This is a genomic window from Streptomyces sp. NPDC059866 (assembly GCF_042731325.1).
Lineage (GTDB): Bacteria > Actinomycetota > Actinomycetes > Streptomycetales > Streptomycetaceae > Streptomyces > Streptomyces flavusporus.
Genome location: NZ_JBHWJT010000002.1, coordinates 265,104 through 282,560, shown reverse-complemented (window position 1 = coordinate 282,560; position 17,457 = coordinate 265,104). Strand labels below are relative to the sequence as shown.

Genomic DNA, 17,457 nt, shown 5'->3' with positions numbered 1-17,457 from the left:
CAGAGCGCGAGAGACGACCGGCACGGGAGGTACGCATGCGGCGGACGGACCCGGAAGGCCACGGACCCGTCCGCTACGGGCCGCCCCTCCCCGACGACGGGCTGCCCGTGCTGCCGGAGCTGTCCGCCGTGCTCGCCGCGGCCGCGGGCCGGGCCGGGAGCGAGCCGGTCGGCGGCGGATCCGCCCTTCTGGACGCGGCGTGCGGCTACTGGGAGCGGCGTGGACTGGCCGTCGCCCCCGAGCATGCCGTGGCCGCTCCCGGCGCACCCACCCTGCTGCTCGCGCTGACCGCCGCGATCGGCGGCGACGTCCTGGTGCCCCGGCCCTGCGCCGCGTGGTGGGCGCCGTACGCACGCCTGCTGGGCAGACCCGCCTTCCACGTGGCGACGCCGGCCGAGTGCGGCGGGGTGCCCGATCCTTACGCCCTGCTGGAGACCGTGCGCCGGGTGCGCGCCGAGGGCGGCGATCCGCGGCTGCTGGTGCTGTCCGTCGCCGACGACCCGACGGCGACGGTGGCACCGCCGGAGGTGCTGCACGAGACCCTCGAGGCCGCGGCCGGTGAGGGACTGCACCTGGTCAGCGACGAGACCTGGCGCGACACGCTGCACGCGCGGCACGACACCGTGCTGTTCAGTCCCGCCGAGATGCTGCCCGACCGGGTCACCGTCGTCAGTGACCTGGCCGGTGCGCTGTTGCCGCCGGGCTGGCCCGCCGCCGTCGCCCGCTTCCCCGCGGGCGAGTCCGGGGAGGAGCTGCACGCGCGCGTACTGGATGTGCTGACCGCACTCGACGCACGGATCGCGGGCCCGGTCGCCGCCGCGGCCGGGTACGCCCTGGGCGAGCCCGAGCCGGTCAGCGCCCGGGCGGCCGCCGTCGTACGCCTGCACGCGCGCGTGGCGCAGGCCGCGCACCACACCGTCGTCGCGGCGGGCGCCCTCGCCCGGCCACCGCAGGCGGGCCGTCATCTCTACGTCGATCTGGGCCCGTTGCGGTCCGCGCTCGCCCCGCACGGTGTGGGCGACGCGCAGGAACTGGAGGACTTCCTCACCGCCCGGCTCGGCATGCCCGCTCCGGGTGGCCACCGCTTCGGCGACGAGCTCGGCGCGCTGCGCGTCCGGCTGTCCACCGGCCCGCTGCTGGGCGGCACGGACGCCGAGCGCGCGGAATGCCTCGATTCACCCGAGCCGTTGGAACTGCCACACGTGCGACGCGCGTTGATCGGCTTGAGGTCGGTCTTCGACGATCTCCGCGACGACGCTCAGCGACGGGAGCCTCCTCGATGACGCAGAAGTCCGAGTCGACCACGAGCACCCAGGAATCCGACGATCCGGCGGCCACATCACCCTTCGCGCCCTCTGTTCCACCGCTCGCCGAACCCCGTCCGCTCGCCGAGCGGCGGGTCTGGCCGCGAACCTTCCACGACCGGCTGACCGCCCCGCTGCCCGGCATCAAGGCCCTCGCCCGGTTCGCCCGCGAAGGCGCCGTACGCCCCGGCCGCGAGGGCCTCGCCGACATCCCCCGCCTGCCCTTCGAACCCGCCCCGCTGCCCCGCGTGGACGCCCGCACCGTCGCCGTCACCTGGGCGGGACACGCCAGTTGGGTCCTGCGCATCGGCGGGCTCACCGTGCTGACCGACCCGGTGTGGTCCCGCCGCATCCTCGGCACTCCCGCCCGTATCACACCCGTCGGGGTCGACTGGGACGAGCTGCCGCGCGTCGACGCGGTCGTCATCAGCCACAACCACTACGACCACCTGGACGCCCCCACCCTGCGCCGACTCCCGCGCGACACCCCCGTGTTCGCACCGGCCGGGCTCGGCCGCTGGTTCCACCGCCGCCGGTTCACCTGCGTCACCGAGCTGGACTGGTGGGAGGCGGCCGAACTGGACGGCATCCGCTTCGACTTCGTGCCCGCCCACCACTGGTCCAAGCGGACCCTGACGGACGCCTGCCACAGCCTGTGGGGCGGCTGGGTACTGACCGCCCCCGACGGCCGCCGCCTCTACTTCGCCGGCGACACCGGCTACGGCCACTGGTTCACCCGGATCGGCCGACGCTACCCGGGCATCGACCTCGCCCTGATGCCGATCGGCGCGTACAACCCCCGCTGGTGGCTCAGCGACGTCCACTGCGACCCGGAGGAGGCGGTACGGGCGGTACAGGACCTCGGCGCACAGCGCATGGCCCCCATGCACTGGGCCACGTTCGTGCTGTCGGCGGAGCCGGTCCTGGAACCGCTGACGCGCGTGCGTGCGGCGTGGGAGAAGGCGGGCTTGGCCCGGGAGGACCTGTGGGACTTGCCGGTTGGTGGGTCAGGGGTGCTGGACGGCGCCCAATGAGAGGCGCGAGGACATGCCGGTAAGGGGCGCGGGGCCGAGTCGACATGCGGCTCCGCCGCGTGGGCGCGACCAGCCACGAACGACCCGCAGCCGCCGTACGGCATTGCCCCCCGAGTTCTCAGGCGCCAGCCTTCCGCAGCCGGCGCCAGCCACTCGGCACCGCACTGATGACCAGCGTCAGCGCCACCGCCGCGACCACGCCCTCCCACGGCTCCGGAAACAACGACCCACCGAGAATCCCGATCAGCTGATACGTCACAGCCCAGGCCAGACAGGCCGGCAGATTGCCGCGGGCGAACCGCCGCATCGACCACTTCGCCAGCAGGCAGGCCAGCATCACCGGCAGCCGGCCCGCCGGCACCAGCCGGGACAGCACGAGCACCGCCACCCCGTGCGCGGCGAGCTTCTCCTGGGCCTGGGCCAGCCGTTCCTCCGGCGCCCGCGCCCGGATCGCCTCCAGCCAGCGCGAGCCGTTCTTCGACCCCATGCCGCGCCGTCCCAGCCAGTACAGCGTGGCATCACCGAGGAACGCGGCCAGCGAAGCCGTCACGAACACCAGCGCCAGCGAGAACGGCGCCGTCTGGTGGAAGGCGACCACCGCCGCCGAACTCACCAGCGCCCCGGTCGGCACCACCGGCACTAGCGCACCGAGCAGCACCAGCAGGAACAGCGTCGGATAGCCGATCGCCTGCTGGGTGGATTCCGGCGGCACCGTGGAGGAGGCCGCGAGCCAGTTCACCGCGCGACCTCCGGGCGCACGCTCTCGCCGTGCCGGAGCGCGTGCACCGCGACCTGCGGCGCACGCTGGGCCGCGAGCCGCACGAAGTCGTCGCCGGGCGCGTGGAACTCATGGGGGCGTACGGCGTCCATGCCGATCGGCCAGTACGTGCCGTAGTGCACCGGCACGGCACTGCGCGGCGCCAGCCGGGCCAGCGCCTCGGCCGCCCGCCCCGCGTCGAGATGTCCGTCCCCCAGGTACGGCCCCCAGCCGCCGACCGGCAGCAGCGCCACGTCGACCGGCCCGACCTCCTTCGCCATCGCCTCGAACAGCCCGGTGTCCCCGGCGAAGTAGGTCCGGGCCTCGCCCTCGATGACGTAGCCGAGGGCGGGGGAGCGGTGCGGGCCCACCGGCAGCCGCCGTCCGTCGTGCTGCGCGGGCACGGCCCGTACGACGAGGCCGCCCACCCGGGTCTCGTCGCCGGGGGCCACCTCGGTCAGCTGCAGATGGGTGAGCCGGCGCAGACCCGGCACGGACCGGGGTGCGCCCCGGGGCACGACCAGGCGCGTGCCGGGCGCGAGCCGCGCCAGCGACGGCACGTGCAGGTGGTCGGCGTGCAGATGGGAGACCAGTGCCACGTCGGTGCGCCAGGCGTCCGGCGGGGGCAGCGCACCGCGGCGGCGACGCAGATGCGCGAGCCGGCGGGCGAACAGAGGGTCGGTGAGCACACGTACGCCCGAGTCCGCGACCGTGCAGGTGGCGTGACCCCACCACGTGACCTCCACCGGCACCTCTTTGCCTCCTTCGCGCGACTCCCCGAAGCCTACGGGCAGGAGTAGGGTCTGCGGCGAAACCCTGAGGTGAGGGGGACGCCATGGGAGAACTGCGGGTCACGGCCATCGCCAGTCTGACGCCGCTGCAGGAGCTGGACGCGGACCCCTTCCTGGTGGACTCCCGCAGCCAGCACGCCATGTGCGCGCGCTGGGCCGCCGAGCGGGGGTACGTCGTGGCCCGGCAGCTGCTGGTCCGTGGGCTGCGCCCCGACCACTGCGCCCTGTGGGACGGAGTGCGGCCCGGATGCGACCTGTTCGTGGCGCCCAGCCGCCGGGTGCTGGAGAGCGCGCTGTCGTCCGTCGACGAGTTCACCGCGGAGTGCGCGCGGCGCGGGGTGCGGGTCGAGACGGTGGGCCGCGCCGAACCGTCGTACGACGCGCAGATGAAGGCCCGCGTCCATCGACGGCTGTCGATGCCGACGGCCGGGTACGACGGGCGCTGACGGATTGTGCGGCCCTGGGGGACGAACGGGGTCTGCCAGGCGTTGTGACAATCTGGACACAGGCCCGCTCCGGCGGCGGGCCGGGACGTGAGGTGTGCGGGGCGTGCGTGGAGGGCGTTGGCGGCGGGCCGTCAGCCAGATCGGGCGGAGCGTCGCGGTGTGGGCCGTCAGCACGGTCACGATGCTGGTGCTCGCCGGGATCCTGCCCGACTTCCAGCTGCAGAGCGCGGACGGCGACAGCGCCACCACCATCGCCGTGACCGCCGCGTCGGCGGCCGGCGCCTTCGGTCTGCTGTCCGCGGTGGTCTGGCCACTGCTGGTGCGGCTGCTGCTGCTCGTGCCCGCGCTCGTCCTCGGACTGCTGGTGTTCTTCCTCAACGGTGCGCTGCTGCTGGTCGCGCTGCGCCTCGATCCCGCCGAGCGCGGCGCCGTCGACCCGGAGACGGCGGTCGTGGTGGCCGCCGTGATGTCCGCCGTCGCCTCCGCCACCGGCGGTGCCCTCGCCGTGCGCGACGACGACGCCTACCGGCGCCGGCTCTACCGCCTCTCCGACCGCCGCCCGCACGCCCTGCCGCCCGGCCCGGTCAGCCCCGGCACCGTCTTCGTGCAGTTCGACGGCGTCGGCCACGACGTGCTGACGAGCGCCGTCGACAAGGGGCTGATGCCGACCGTCGCCCACTGGCTCGGCAACGGCTCGGGCGGCGCCGCCGAGACCGAACCCACCCACCGGCTCACCCCGTGGCGCACCGACTGGTCCAGCCAGACCGGCGCCAGCCAGCTCGGCATCCTGCACGGCAGCAACTTCGACATCCCCGCGTTCCGCTGGTACGAGAAGGACCGCCAGGAGGTGATGGTCAGCAACCGGCCGGCCAGCGCCGCAGAACTCCAGCGCCGCGCGGTCGAGCGCACCGGTGACGGAGGACTGCTCTCCGCCGACGGCGCCAGCCGCGGCAACCTCTTCAGCGGCGGCGCCGATCAGCAGGCCCTCGTGCTGTCCATCGCCGCCCGGCGGCGCAGCCGGGAGACCCGCTCCCGGGCGGGCTACTTCGCCTACTTCTCCGACCCGGCGAACGCCGTCCGCACCGCCCTGTCGTTCATCGCCGAGGTCGGTCGCGAGATCGGCCAGTCCACCCGGGCCCGGCTGCGCAAGGTCCGCCCCCGGGTCGCCCGCGGCGGCCTCTACCCGTTCGTCCGTGCCTTCGCGACCGTCGTCGAACGGGACGTCGTCGTCGCCGCGGTGATGGGCGACATGCTCGCCGGCCGCACCGCCGTCTACGCCGACCTGGTGGCGTACGACGAGGTGGCGCACCACTCCGGGCCGATGAGCCGGGACGCCGAGAAGGTGCTCGCCCGCCTGGACCGGGCACTCGCATTGATCGAGAAGGTCGCCGAGCACGCGCCGCGCCCGTACCGGATCGTCGTCCTGTCCGACCACGGCCAGAGCCCCGGCGAGACCTTCCGCTCCCGCTACGGCCTCACCCTCGGCGACCTGGTACGGGCCGGCTGCGGGCTGCCCGTGCCGCGCAGGGCGGGGCGCACCCGCAGCGGCGCGGAGGCGCGCGCGGCCGTGCGGGCGGCGCTGCACCGGCCCGTCGAGGAGGAGCACGAGCAGCGCCGCCCGGCGCGCCGCTCGGAGCCGATCGTGCTGGCCTCCGGCAACCTCGGCCTGGTCTCCTTCCCGGACGTGCCCCACCGGATGACCAAGGAGGAGATCGACGCCCGGCACCCCGCGCTGCTGCCGACCCTCGCCAACCATCCCGGCATAGGCTTCCTGCTCGTGCGCAGCGAGGAGCACGGCGGGGTCGTGCTCGGGGCGTACGGCGCGGAGATCCCGGTGGACCGGCTGGACGACGACCACTCCGGGCCGCTCGCCCCCTTCGGACCCGGCGCCGCCGACGCCGTCCGCCGGACGCACTCCTTCCCGCACGCCGCCGACATCATGGTCAACTCCTTCCACGACCAGGCCGACGGCGAGGTCCTCGCCTTCGAGGAGCAGATCGGCTCACACGGCGGCCTCGGCGGCGCCCAGGCCAAGCCGTTCCTGCTGTCGCCGTACGCCTTCTCCGCGCCGGTCGACGACGGGGAGGAACTCGTCGGCGCCGAGCACGTCCACCGCGTCCTGAGCCGCTGGCTGGGCGAGACGGCCGGCCCGCAGGTGCCGATCGAGGTGGAGTCGGAGGAGCGGGCCGCCTGAAAATCGGCTGCGCCTTCGGGCGCGTACCCACACACTGATCGCATTCCGTCTTTTTCAACATCCGCAAGGAGTTCCTGCGTTGCAGGCTGCTGTCACCGTCACTCCCGCCCGTATACCGGAACTGCTCCTGGGTCTTGCGACCGTGCGGCCGGTCTTCCTCTGGGGCGCCCCCGGTATCGGAAAGTCCTCCCTGGTCAGGGAGTTCGCCGAGTCCCTGGGCCTGGAGTGCGTGAGCCTGCTGGGTACGCAGCTCGCCCCGGAGGACCTGATCGGCGTGCCGCAGATCCGCGACGGGCGCTCGGTGTTCTGCCCGCCGGAGGCGATCGCCCGTGACGAGCCGTACTGCCTGTTCCTGGACGAGCTGAACGCGGCGACCCCGGATGTGCAGAAGGCGTTCTACTCGCTGATCCTGGACCGCCGGATCGGCAGCTACGAACTGCCGAAGGGCTCCATCGTCATCGGCGCCGGAAACCGCGCCACCGACAACGCGCTCGCCCGCCCGATCGCCTCCGCCCTCGTCAACCGCCTCACCCACGTGCACCTGGAGGCCTCGCCGAAGGACTGGCTGACCTGGGCCGCGAACAACGGCATCCACCCGTGGATCCTGGACCACCTCACCGACCGGCCCGACCACCTGTGGTCCAAGCCGCCGAAGACCGAGGAGCCGTTCTCCACGCCCCGCTCCTGGCACATGCTCTCCGACGCGCTGCACTCCTTCGGTGCGGGGCTCGACGAGGAGACCCTGAAGGTCATCGCGCACGGCACGCTGACGCCCGCGCACGCGACCGCCTTCTGCGGCTACGTCAAGATCGTGCGCAGCCGGTACGGCATCGAGGCGATCATCAAGGGCGACGCGCGCTGGCCGCACCGCCTGGAGGACCGGGACCTGCTGTACTACCTCGCCGAGTCGTTCCGGGGGCGTCTCGTCAAGGAACTGCCGACGAGCAAGGAGCACATGTCGGCGAACGGACGGGAGACCGCGTACCGCGCCAAATCCCTGCTCGTGCAGCTCGCCGAGATATCCGTCGAGGTCGCCCAGAGCGTCATCGCCTCCGACGCCGACGGCAACCCCGTCCTGCCCGCCTGGTTCCTCATCGAGGCCGCCCGGGACATGCCGCGGCTGGTGGAGGCGCGACGATGAGCCGTATCCGCGCGAAGGGGCAGAAGAAGCGGGACGTGGCGGGGGAGGCGTTCGCGGAGGGCATGCGGCTGGTCCTCGCCAACCCCGCCCTGAAGGCCGTCGACTTCAACACCTGCCGGCGCGAGGACTGCACACTGGCGCCCGAGGACGGTCTCGTCCGCGTCGACTCCGACGGCGTCCTGCACTCCCACCCCGACCGCCTCGCCGACGGCCGCGACTGGGCCTGGGCGATCGCGCACGCCGTCATCCACCTCGGCTTCGGCCATGTCCCGGCGGCGAAGGGGGTGCGCGAGCAGCCCGACCGCTACGACCTCGCCGCCCGCTGTGTCGTCGTCAACCGCTTCCTCCTCACCTTCCCGGTCGGCCGGACGCCCGAGGACCTGCCCGCCTCCTATCCCGACGGGGACGAGGAGCAGCTCGCCGCGCGCTGGCGGCGGGCCGGCATCCCGGCCGTGTACGAGCGCTGCGGCACCGCGGGCGGGGAGGCCGACCAGCTGCTCGTCGACTGGGGGACCTGGTTCGGGCAGCCCCCGGACTGGCAGCTCGCGTTCGCGGACGCCCTGACCCGCACCATGTCCGCGGCCCTGGACCTGGCGGGCGGCCGCCGCGACACCATGGACGGCGAGCTCGCCCCGCAGCGCCCCTGGGAGAAGGCGCTGAGCTGGTTCGTCTCCTCCTATCCGCTGCTCGGCGGCATCGCCGCCGGCATCCAACTGGTCGCCGACGCCGAACTGGCCCGCGCCCACGGCATCTCGATCGCCGCCGTGAACGCCGAGGCCGGCGAGATCTACGTCAACCCGCTCAGGCAGTTCGAGGACGAGGAGTGGCGGTTCGTCCTCGCCCACGAGATGCTGCACGCCGTCCTGCGGCACGGCGACCGCTGCGGCACCCGCGACCCGTACCTGTTCAACATCGCCGCCGACTACGTCATCAACGGCTGGCTGTGCGAGATGCAGATCGGCACCATGCCGGAGGGGCTGCTGCACGACCCGGACCTGAAGGGCCTGTCGGCGGAGGAGGTGTACGACCGGATCGCGGGCGACCTGCGCCGGATGCGCCGGCTGTCGACCCTGCGCGGCAAGGGCGTGGGCGACATCCTCGGCGGACCGCTCGGCAGCCCGCGCGACTACGTGGACCTGGACGAGTTCTACCGCCGCGGCCTCTGCCAGGGCCTCGACCTGCACCAGCAGCAGGAGCGCGGCTTCCTGCCCGGCGGCCTGGTCGAGGAGATCCGCGCGCTCAGCCAGCCGCCGCTGCCCTGGGACGCTCGGCTGGCCCGCTGGTTCGACGAGTTCGTGCCCCGCCCCGAGCCCGTACGGTCGTACGCCCGTCCCTCGCGCCGCCAGGCGTCCACCCCGGACATTCCCCGGGCCGGCCGGTACTTCCCGCCCGAGGAGATCGCCCGCTGCACCTTCGGCGTCGTCCTGGACACCTCCGGTTCGATGGACCGCACGCTGCTCGGCAAGGCGCTGGGCGCGATCGCCTCGTACGCCGAGGCCCGGGACGTGCCGGCCGCCCGCGTCGTGTTCTGCGACGCGGCCCCGCACGACGCGGGCTACCTTCCGGTCACCGACATCGCGGGGAAGGTGCGGGTGCACGGCCGCGGCGGTACGGTCCTGCAGCCCGGGATCGATCTGCTGCACCGCGCGGACGACTTCCCGCCGGCCGCGCCGGTCCTGGTGATCACGGACGGCTGGTGCGATGTGCTGCGGGTGCGCCGCGAGCACGCCTACCTCGTTCCCCAGGGCGCCCGCCTGCCGTTCACTCCCCGCGGGCCTGTGTTCCGCGTACGGTGAGCCGGAATGTGATCGGATGTGCCCGAGAACCCCGGAGACGGGGTCACATCACAAGCATGTGAAAGGAAGAACCGTGGCAACCACGCGCTCCGCACACACCGTCTGGGAAGGCAACCTGCTCGAGGGCAACGGCGTCGTCACCTTCGACTCCTCCGGCATCGGCCAGCAGCCGGTGTCGTGGCCGTCGCGCGCCGAGAAGGCGAACGGCAAGACCAGCCCCGAGGAGCTGATCGCCGCCGCCCACTCCAGCTGCTTCTCCATGGCCCTGTCGCACGGCCTGACCGGCGCCGGGACCCCGCCCACCAAGCTCGTCACCTCGGCCGACGTGACCTTCCAGCCCGGTGAGGGCATCACCGGTATCCACCTCACCGTCGAGGGCACGGTCCCCGGCCTGGACAACGACGCGTTCGTCGCCGCCGCCGAGGACGCCAAGGCCAACTGCCCGGTCAGCCAGGCCCTGACGGGCACTACCATCACCCTCACCGCGAAGCTCGCCTGAGCCGCACTTCCGGCACGGGCCGTCCCTCAGGGGGCGGCCCGTGCCCCGCTCGTCGTCCGGGAGTTGACCCATGACGCCACGCCCCGCCGTCTCGGCCCACCGGGGCGGCTCCGAACAGTTCGGCGCCGCCACCTGGGAGGCCTACGAGGACGCGCTGCGGTCGGGCGCGGAGTACGTCGAGTTCGACATCCGGCGCACCGCCGACGGTGTCTTCGTCGTCCACCACGATTCCCGCGTGCGGCAGGGCGGACCGCTGCTGTCCCTGATCACCCACGCCGAGCTGAGCGAACGCGCCGGCTACCCCGTGCCCGTCGTGGACGACGTCATGGAGCTGATCGCCGGCCGGCTCGTCGGGCACCTGGACCTGAAGGAGACCGGCCATGAGCGCGAGCTGATCGACCGGGCGATCGCCCTGCTCGGCACGGACGGGTTCGTGGCCACCACGCTGGAGGACCGTTCCATCGCCGCGATCAAGCACGCGTTCCCCCGGGTGCGGACGGCCCTGTCGCTGGGGCGTGGCCGCAAGCAGGTGGCCGCGGGGCGGCTGGCGGCGACCCGGGCGAGCGAACTGTTCCCCCTGCGGCGGGTGCGGGCCTGCGGAGCGGACGGGGTCGCCGTGCACCAGCGGCTCGCCCGCGCCAACGTGCTGCGCGAGGCTGCCCGGCACCGTCTGTTCAGCATGGTCTGGACGGTCAACGACGACGCCGGACTGCGGACCTTCCTGACCGATGAGCGGGTGGACGTACTGATCACCGACCGGCCGCGGCGCGCCGTGGCCCTGCGCGACGGGGCGCGCGCCGCGGAGCCGGTTGCACCGGCCGGGAAGCCCCGCGCCGACTGACCGGCCCCTGCCCGGGTATGTGCCTGAATGACCAAGAGGCCCCATTGACAAGAGCCCACTCAAGTTTTGTGCTGGACATCGAGAGGCTCCCTGGCGGAAGGGGACAACGATGGCACGCGCGGTCGGTATCGATCTCGGAACCACGAACTCGGTGGTGGCCGTCCTGGAGGGCGGCGAACCCACCGTCGTCGCCAATGCGGAAGGGGCCAGGACCACACCGTCGGTCGTGGCCTTCGCCAAGAACGGCGAGGTGCTCGTGGGCGAGGTCGCCAAACGGCAGGCCGTGACGAACGTCGAGCGCACCGCGCGCTCCGTCAAGCGCCACATGGGCGATGCGAACTGGCGGTTCCCGGAACAGGGCTCCGTGGACGGCACCCGCTACCGCGCCCAGGAGCTGTCGGCGCGAGTCCTGCAGAAGCTGAAGCGGGACGCCGAGGCCTATCTCGGCGAGGACGTCACCGACGCCGTGATCACCGTGCCCGCCTACTTCGACGACGCCCAGCGGCAGGCCACCAAGGAGGCCGGAGAGATCGCGGGCCTGAAGGTGCTGCGGATCATCAACGAGCCGACCGCCGCCGCCCTCGCCTACGGCCTCGACCGCGGCGAGGAGCAGACCGTCCTCGTCTTCGACCTCGGCGGCGGCACCTTCGACGTCTCCCTGCTGGAGATCGGCGACGGCGTGATCGAGGTCAAGGCCACCAACGGCGACACCCACCTCGGCGGCGACGACTGGGACCAGCGGATCGTCGAACACCTCGTCAAACGCTTCAAGGGGCAGTACGGCATCGACCTGTCCAACGACAAGATGGCCCTCCAGCGGCTCCGCGAGGGCGCCGAGAAGGCCAAGATCGAACTGTCCAGCTCCTCGGAGACGTCGATCAACCTGCCGTACATCACCGCCTCCGCGGAGGGCCCGCTCCACCTGGAGGAGAAGCTCACCCGGGCCCAGTTCCAGGAGCTCACCGCCGACCTCCTCGACCGCTGCAAGACCCCCTTCCACCAGGCGGTCAAGGACGCCGGCATCAAGCTCGCCGCGGTCGACCACGTCATCCTGGTCGGCGGCTCCACCCGCATGCCCGCCGTCACCGAGCTGGTCAAACAGCTCACCGGCAAGGACCCGCACAAGGGCGTCAACCCCGACGAGGTCGTGGCCATCGGCGCCACCCTCCAGGCCGGCGTCCTCCGCGGCGACGTCAAGGACGTGCTGCTCCTCGACGTCACCCCGCTGTCCCTGGGCATCGAGACCAAGGGCGGCATCATGACGAAGCTGATCGAGCGCAACACCACGATCCCGACCCGGCGTTCGGAGATCTTCACCACCGCCACCGACAACCAGCCCTCGGTCGGCATCCAGGTCTACCAGGGCGAACGCGAGATCGCCGCGTACAACAAGAAGCTCGGCACCTTCGACCTCACCGGCCTGCCGCCCGCCCCGCGCGGCGTCCCGCAGATCGAGGTCGCCTTCGACATCGACGCCAACGGGATCATGCATGTCTCCGCGAAGGACCTGGCGACCGGCCGCGAGCAGAAGATGACCGTCACCGGCGGCTCGGCGCTGCCCAAGGACGACATCGACCGCATGATGCGGGAGGCCGAGCAGTACGCCGAGGAGGACCGCAGGCGCCGGGAGGCCGCCGAGACCCGCAACCAGGCCGAGCAGCTCGTCTACCAGACCGAGAAGTTCCTCCGCGAGAACGAGGAACGGGTGCCGGCCGACACCAGGTCGGAGGTGGAGTCGGCCGTCACCGAGCTCAAGCAGCTGCTCGAGCGCAACGCCGAGACCAACGAGCTGCGCACCGGCGTCGAGAAACTCGCCACCGTGAGCCAGAAGATGGGCCAGGCCATGTACGCGCAGGCCCAGCAGACCCCGACGGAGCCGAGCGAGCCGCACACCGCACCCCAGGACGAGGAAGGAGTGGTCGACGCGGAGATCGTGGACGACGAGAAGGACTCCAAGGGCCCGGCGGCCTGAGACCCCGCACCGTCAGGGCTTGCGGGCGACGCCCGCGTACACCGGCACGATGCCCTCGGCCTGGGAGGCCACGTCATCCGCCTCCGGGCGCCACCCGTGGACGGGGATGACTCCGGGGCCGAGCAGTTCCAGCCCGTCGAAGAAGCGGGCGAACTCCGCGAGCGAGCGGGGGAAGAACGGGGTGCCGCTGCGCCGGAAGTGGTCGGCCGCCTTCCCGATGGCCTTCGGGCTGAGGTCAGGGGTGACCTGGGACAGGATCAGGTGGCTGCCGGGGGCGAGGGCGGCGACGTACTGCGCGAGCAGCCCGTACACGTCGTCACCGTCGGGGTCGTCGCTCAGGTAGTGGGTGAGCGCGACCAGCGACAGCGCGACCGGCCGGTCGAAGTCCAGCGTCTCGCCCGCCTTCCGCAGCACGCCGTCCAGGTCGCGGACGTCGGCGTGCACATAGCGCGTGGCGCCCTCGGCGGAGCCGTGCAGCAGCGCCTGAGCGTGCCGCAGCACGATCGGGTCGTTGTCGGCGTACACGACCCGGGACTCCGGCGCGACGCCCTGGGCCACCTGGTGCAGGTTCGGCTCGGTGGGGATGCCGGTGCCGATGTCCAGGAACTGACGGATCCCGGCCTCGGCGGCGGTGCGCACCGCCCGGTGCATGAAACGCCGGTTGGCGCGCGCCCCGCGCAGCACCGTCTCGTCCGCGGCGAGGATCTTCCGGGCCAGCTCCTCGTCCACCGGGTAGTTGTCCTTGCCGCCCAGCCACCAGTCGTACACCCGGGCCGGATGCGGCCGGCTGGTGTCGATGCGGGTGGGCGCGGCGTCGGATCCGGTCATGCGGTGTGGTCTCCTCGGGTTCCGGTACGGGGGCGAGTCTTCGGTACGGGACAGGGGGCCGGGGGCGCTAGAAGTCCCCGCGGCGCTCCTGGAGGATCTTCTTGGTGCGCTGTGCCGACGCGGCGTGCGCCGTCATGTGGTCCAGCACCTCCAGGTGCGCGGAGACCTCACTGCGGGAGTCGAGGTAGAGCGCGCCGGTGAGGTACTCGGTGAACACCAGGTCCGGCAGTTCCGGCTCGGTGAAGCGGAACAGCGAGAAGGGCGCGTACGTCCCCGGATGCGGGCCCTTGCCGAACTCCGCGACCTGCAGGGTGACCCGGTCGCTCTCGGCGGCCTCCAGCAGCCGGTCCAGCTGGGCGCGCATGACCCCGGGGCGGGTGCTCACCGGTCGCCGCAGGACCGTTTCGTCCATGATCACCCACAGGTGCGGCGGGTCCGTGCGGCACAGCAGCTCCTGCCGGGCCATCCGCAGCGACACATGCCGTTCGATCGTCTGCGGTCCGTCCGCCTGCCCGATCGTCCCTGCCTCCAGCACGGCACGTGCGTAGTCCTCGGTCTGCAGCAGCCCCGGCACGAAGTGCGGCTCGTAGGAGCGGATCATCCCGGCGGCGCCCTCCAGGCTGACGAACAGGCTGAACCAGTCCGGCAGCACATCGTGGAACCGCTGCCACCAGCCCGGCCGGTTCGCCTCCTCGGCCAGCGCGACGAACGCGGCCACCTCGTCCTCGGGGACACCGTAGGCGGGCAGCAGGATCTGCAGATACGCGATCCTGAGCGCGACCTCGGCCATCTCCATGCGCCGTACGGTCGCCGGGGCCACGCGCAGCACACGGGCGGCCTCCTCGCGCTTGAGGCCGGCTGCCTCCCGGAGCTCCTGCAGCCGTCTTCCGAGCACCACCTGGCCGACGGTGGGCGCGGGCCGCCGCTCACTCACGCCACGCCTCCCCTACGCGCCGAAAGTCTGCGTGCAGTCTGCCATGTTCCGCTTCCGGTCTGACAGGGGCGGCGGTGCGGCAGGCACCGGCGCCCGTCATTACCTCGGGAGTAATCGACCGGTCCCTCCCCGCGCGCCATCGTGGTCGTACCGGGTTCCGGGCCGGCGCACTCCGGTCCGGAACCCGGGCCCCAGGTGCAACTCGACCTCGACGGAGGGTGATTCCGCCATGTCCGCAACCCAGCTCGCCGCTCTCGCCCGCACCACCGAGCCGCAGACCGTGCTGCGTCGCTTCCTTGCCCTGGACGCGGTGGTCACCGGGGCGAACGGCGTCGCCTACCTCGTCGCGTCCGGTCCGCTCGGCGACTTCCTCGGCGTCGCCTCCGGACTCCTGCTGGTCCTCGGCGTGTTCCTCACGGCGTACGCGGCCGCCGTCGGACTGCTCGCCGCCCGGCAGCGGCCGCCGGCGCTCCCCGTGCGGGCGGTGATCGAGACCAACCTGGCCTGGACGGTGCTGAGTTTCCTCGCCCTGGCCCTCTGGCTCACGCCGAGCACGGCGGGCGCGGTCTGGACGGTGCTCCAGGCGCTCACCGTGGCCGGGTTCGCGGCGCTGCAGCACCTCGCGCTGAGGGCGCGTCAGGGAAGCAGTGACTGAAGGTACTTGACCGTCGCCGGGTCGGCCGGGAGCAGCGTCTCGATGGCCAGCTCGGCGACGGTCACGTCCAGGGGCGTGTTGAACGTGGAGATCGACGAGATGAAGGACAGCGTCCGGCCCGCGTGCTCGATCTGCATCGGCAGCGCGAAGTACGGGACCGGCTCGGCCGGTTCGGCGTCCGTCGCCGACTCGGGCACCGGATACGCGGCCACCTCCTCGTACAGCTCCCGCAGCGGTGCGGAGCGCTGCAGGGCGATCTGCCGCTCCATCTGGACGAGCAGATGGCCGCGCCACTCACGGAAGTTGCGGATGCGCGGCGCCAGTCCCTCGGGGTGCAGCGTCAGCCGCATCGCGTTCAGCGGCTGCGTCAGCAGGGCCTCGGGGAGGCCGTCCAGCAGCATGGTGATGCCCCGGTTGGCGGCCACCACGTTGTACGTGGCGTCCACCACCAGCGCCGGATACGGCTCGTAGCCCTGGATCAGCCGCTCCATGCCCTCACGCAGGGCGGCGAGCGCCGGGTCGTCCAGGGGCGTGTGCGGGTAGCGCGGGGCGTAACCGGCCGCCAGCAGCAGGGCGTTGCGCTCCCGCACCGGGACCTCCAGATGCTCGGCCAGCCGCAGCACCATCTCCTCGCTGGGCCGGGAGCGGCCCGTCTCGATGAAGCTGATGTGCCGGGCGGAGGAGCCGGCCTGCAGCGCCAGCTCCAGCTGGCTGACCCGCCGCTGCTCGCGCCAGGCCCGCAGCAGCGCACCGACACCCTGACCGGCGGGGGCGGCGGCGGGCGTGGTGTGCGCGGACGGGAGAATGGTCATGCCGACGACCGTAGTCGAGGAGGGCCGCATGAACGAGCCATGGAAGTCGCCCCTGGAGGCCCAGGCGGTCCACCGCTCCCGGGTGCGCGGCAACATCCTCGGCGCCCGGCACGGCGACGTCGGGCTGCCGCACATGTGGGTCGAGCGGGTCGAGGGGCGGGACCGGATCGCCGCGCTGGCGGACGACCTGGCGGCCGAATGCGCCCCTTCCGACCCCAGCGACCCCTTCTGACCAGGGCCGCTGCCGTCCGCCTGTGGCACGCTGAACAGGTACGCGACACCGCACGCGACCTCGAGGAAGGGAGCGACCTCATGCCCGTCGAACCGCTGTCGCAGCAGGAGATCGAGGACCGTATCGCCGAACTGCCGGGCTGGTCGGCCGACGGTGACCGCCTCACCCGCTCCTATCGGCTCGGCTCGCACTTCGCCGCGACGGCCATGGTCGTGCACATCGCCCAGGTCCAGGAGGAGCTGGACCACCACTCCGACCTCACCCTCGGCTACCACACCGTGTCGGTCTCCGTGAACACGCACAGTGTGGGCGGCAAGGTGACCGAGCTGGACTTCCGGCTCGCCCGGCGCGTGGCGGACCTGGCCCCGGCGCACGGCGCGAGCTGAGCCCGCGGTGCTGGACTACAGCGAGGAGGCGGAACGGTACGACGCCGCCCGCGGCGGCGAGCCCCGGGCGGCGGCCGCGGCCCAGGGCGTGCTGAGCCTGGTACCGCAGGATGCGCGCAGCCTGCTCGACGTCGCCTGCGGCACCGGCATCGTGACGCGGCGGCTCGCGGCCGGCCGGGACGGGATGCGGGTGACCGGCATCGACCTCACCCACGCGATGGCTCGGCAGGCAGCCGCCCGCCTGCCCGGCGCCGTCGCCCTCGCCGACGGCCGCCGACTGCCCTTCCGGGACGGGGAGTTCGACGCCGTGAGCAGCGTGTGGCTGCTCCACCTGCTGCCGCACCCGGCGGACGTCGGGACCGTCGTCGCGGAGTGCGCGCGGGTGCTGCGGCCCGGCGGTGTGTACGTCACGACGGTCGACAAGGCCGCCTCGCACAACGTGGGCAGTGACATCGATGCCGTCCTCGCCTCCCGGCCCCGCCGCCGCGCCGTCGACGAGGCGCCGGCCGTCGAGTCGTACGCCGTCGAGCACGGCCTGCATCCCGCCGGGCAGACCCGTTTCCCGGGCCGCGGTCAGGGCCGCAGCCCCCGCCGCACCGTCGCGGACCTGCGCCGCGGCTGGTTCGTCACGCTGCCGCCGGGCCACCCGCTCGCCGACGGTTTCGCCGCCCGCCTGGCCGCTCTGCCCGACCAGGACCGGCCCCGCCCCGACCCCTGGTTCACCCTCCGGGCGTTCCGGAAACCGCCGGCCGCGTGAATCACCCGGAAAGCCGGGACGTACGGCAACCCCTCGGCCCCCGGCGGCGACTGAGTGACGGAACCCGTCCGTCCTCCC

Annotated in this window: 18 protein-coding genes; 13 read left to right on the top strand and 5 right to left on the bottom strand. The window is 72.9% G+C overall.

The features are described from left to right. The first annotated feature begins 35 nt into the window (after nt 1–35). Together ACFV7R_RS03510 and ACFV7R_RS03505 are read left to right on the top strand one after the other, a co-directional pair. Entirely contained in the window at nt 36–1,283 is a 1,248-nt protein-coding gene (locus ACFV7R_RS03510) for an aminotransferase class I/II-fold pyridoxal phosphate-dependent enzyme (protein ID WP_385259397.1), read from the top strand. After that, nucleotides 1,280–2,338: an MBL fold metallo-hydrolase gene (locus tag ACFV7R_RS03505; protein ID WP_385259394.1), complete on the top strand. Its 1,059-nt coding sequence runs from the start codon at nt 1,280–1,282 to the stop codon at nt 2,336–2,338. Before ACFV7R_RS03510 ends, ACFV7R_RS03505 begins: the two co-directional genes overlap by 4 nt. Nucleotides 2,339–2,456: 118 nt before the next feature. Here ACFV7R_RS03505 and ACFV7R_RS03500 read toward each other — a convergent pair whose 3' ends face one another. Both ACFV7R_RS03500 and ACFV7R_RS03495 read right to left on the bottom strand, forming a co-directional pair. Then, nucleotides 2,457–3,077, bottom strand: a complete 621-nt coding sequence (locus ACFV7R_RS03500; RefSeq protein WP_385259391.1) for a DedA family protein — start codon at nt 3,075–3,077, stop codon at nt 2,457–2,459. Then, nucleotides 3,074–3,847 (bottom strand): MBL fold metallo-hydrolase, encoded by a 774-nt coding sequence (locus tag ACFV7R_RS03495; RefSeq protein ID WP_385259389.1) that lies wholly within the window; start codon nt 3,845–3,847, stop codon nt 3,074–3,076. The genes ACFV7R_RS03500 and ACFV7R_RS03495 overlap by 4 nt, the downstream gene beginning before the upstream one ends. Before the next feature lie 83 nt (nt 3,848–3,930). Between ACFV7R_RS03495 and ACFV7R_RS03490 the strand changes: the two genes are divergently transcribed. The 7 genes from ACFV7R_RS03490 to dnaK all read left to right on the top strand — a co-directional run bounded on the left by ACFV7R_RS03490 (nt 3,931) and on the right by dnaK (nt 12,775). Next, nucleotides 3,931–4,332: a hypothetical protein gene (locus ACFV7R_RS03490; RefSeq protein ID WP_224736916.1), complete on the top strand. Its 402-nt coding sequence runs from the start codon at nt 3,931–3,933 to the stop codon at nt 4,330–4,332. A gap of 94 nt (nt 4,333–4,426) precedes the next feature. Next, nucleotides 4,427–6,526, top strand: a complete 2,100-nt coding sequence (locus tag ACFV7R_RS03485) for a phage holin family protein (protein WP_385259387.1) — start codon at nt 4,427–4,429, stop codon at nt 6,524–6,526. Nucleotides 6,527–6,605: 79 nt separating this feature from the next. Beyond that, a complete protein-coding gene (locus ACFV7R_RS03480) occupies nt 6,606–7,667 on the top strand; it encodes an ATP-binding protein (protein ID WP_385259386.1) in 1,062 nt (353 codons plus the stop codon). Further along, nucleotides 7,664–9,463, top strand: a complete 1,800-nt coding sequence (locus ACFV7R_RS03475) for a hypothetical protein (protein ID WP_385259384.1) — start codon at nt 7,664–7,666, stop codon at nt 9,461–9,463. Before ACFV7R_RS03480 ends, ACFV7R_RS03475 begins: the two co-directional genes overlap by 4 nt. A gap of 73 nt (nt 9,464–9,536) precedes the next feature. Beyond that, a complete protein-coding gene (locus ACFV7R_RS03470; protein WP_385259381.1) occupies nt 9,537–9,962 on the top strand; it encodes an OsmC family protein in 426 nt (141 codons plus the stop codon). A gap of 70 nt (nt 9,963–10,032) precedes the next feature. Next, nucleotides 10,033–10,803, top strand: coding sequence for a glycerophosphodiester phosphodiesterase family protein (locus tag ACFV7R_RS03465; protein ID WP_385259378.1), 771 nt, complete (start codon nt 10,033–10,035; stop codon nt 10,801–10,803). 109 nt (nt 10,804–10,912) lie between these two features. Further along, the gene (dnaK, locus tag ACFV7R_RS03460; protein ID WP_385259375.1) at nt 10,913–12,775 is read left to right on the top strand and encodes a molecular chaperone DnaK; all 1,863 of its coding nucleotides are present in this window, start codon (nt 10,913–10,915) and stop codon (nt 12,773–12,775) included. Between the two features lie 12 nt (nt 12,776–12,787). Here dnaK and ACFV7R_RS03455 read toward each other — a convergent pair whose 3' ends face one another. Next, nucleotides 12,788–13,603: an SAM-dependent methyltransferase gene (locus ACFV7R_RS03455; RefSeq protein WP_385259372.1), complete on the bottom strand. Its 816-nt coding sequence runs from the start codon at nt 13,601–13,603 to the stop codon at nt 12,788–12,790. 67 nt (nt 13,604–13,670) lie between these two features. Next, on the bottom strand, nt 13,671–14,537 hold the full coding sequence (locus ACFV7R_RS03450; protein ID WP_385259370.1) for a helix-turn-helix domain-containing protein: 867 nt from the start codon (nt 14,535–14,537) through the stop codon (nt 13,671–13,673). A gap of 229 nt (nt 14,538–14,766) precedes the next feature. On the opposite strand from ACFV7R_RS03450, the gene ACFV7R_RS03445 reads away from it, so the two are divergent. Further along, the gene (locus ACFV7R_RS03445; RefSeq protein ID WP_385259369.1) at nt 14,767–15,192 is read left to right on the top strand and encodes a hypothetical protein; all 426 of its coding nucleotides are present in this window, start codon (nt 14,767–14,769) and stop codon (nt 15,190–15,192) included. On the opposite strand, the gene ACFV7R_RS03440 is transcribed toward ACFV7R_RS03445, so the two are convergent. Continuing rightward, on the bottom strand, nt 15,174–16,004 hold the full coding sequence (locus ACFV7R_RS03440; RefSeq protein ID WP_385259366.1) for a helix-turn-helix domain-containing protein: 831 nt from the start codon (nt 16,002–16,004) through the stop codon (nt 15,174–15,176). The two genes, ACFV7R_RS03445 and ACFV7R_RS03440, sit on opposite strands and share 19 nt — an antisense overlap. Here ACFV7R_RS03440 and ACFV7R_RS03435 point away from each other — a divergent pair. The 3 genes from ACFV7R_RS03435 (at nt 16,003) to ACFV7R_RS03425 (ending at nt 17,379) form a co-directional block, all read left to right on the top strand. Then, the gene (locus tag ACFV7R_RS03435) at nt 16,003–16,236 is read left to right on the top strand and encodes a hypothetical protein (protein WP_385259364.1); all 234 of its coding nucleotides are present in this window, start codon (nt 16,003–16,005) and stop codon (nt 16,234–16,236) included. The two genes, ACFV7R_RS03440 and ACFV7R_RS03435, sit on opposite strands and share 2 nt — an antisense overlap. A gap of 80 nt (nt 16,237–16,316) precedes the next feature. Further along, nucleotides 16,317–16,622, top strand: coding sequence for a 4a-hydroxytetrahydrobiopterin dehydratase (locus ACFV7R_RS03430; protein ID WP_129800246.1), 306 nt, complete (start codon nt 16,317–16,319; stop codon nt 16,620–16,622). A gap of 7 nt (nt 16,623–16,629) precedes the next feature. Beyond that, nucleotides 16,630–17,379, top strand: coding sequence for a class I SAM-dependent methyltransferase (locus ACFV7R_RS03425; RefSeq protein ID WP_385259362.1), 750 nt, complete (start codon nt 16,630–16,632; stop codon nt 17,377–17,379). Nucleotides 17,380–17,457 lie beyond the last annotated feature (78 nt).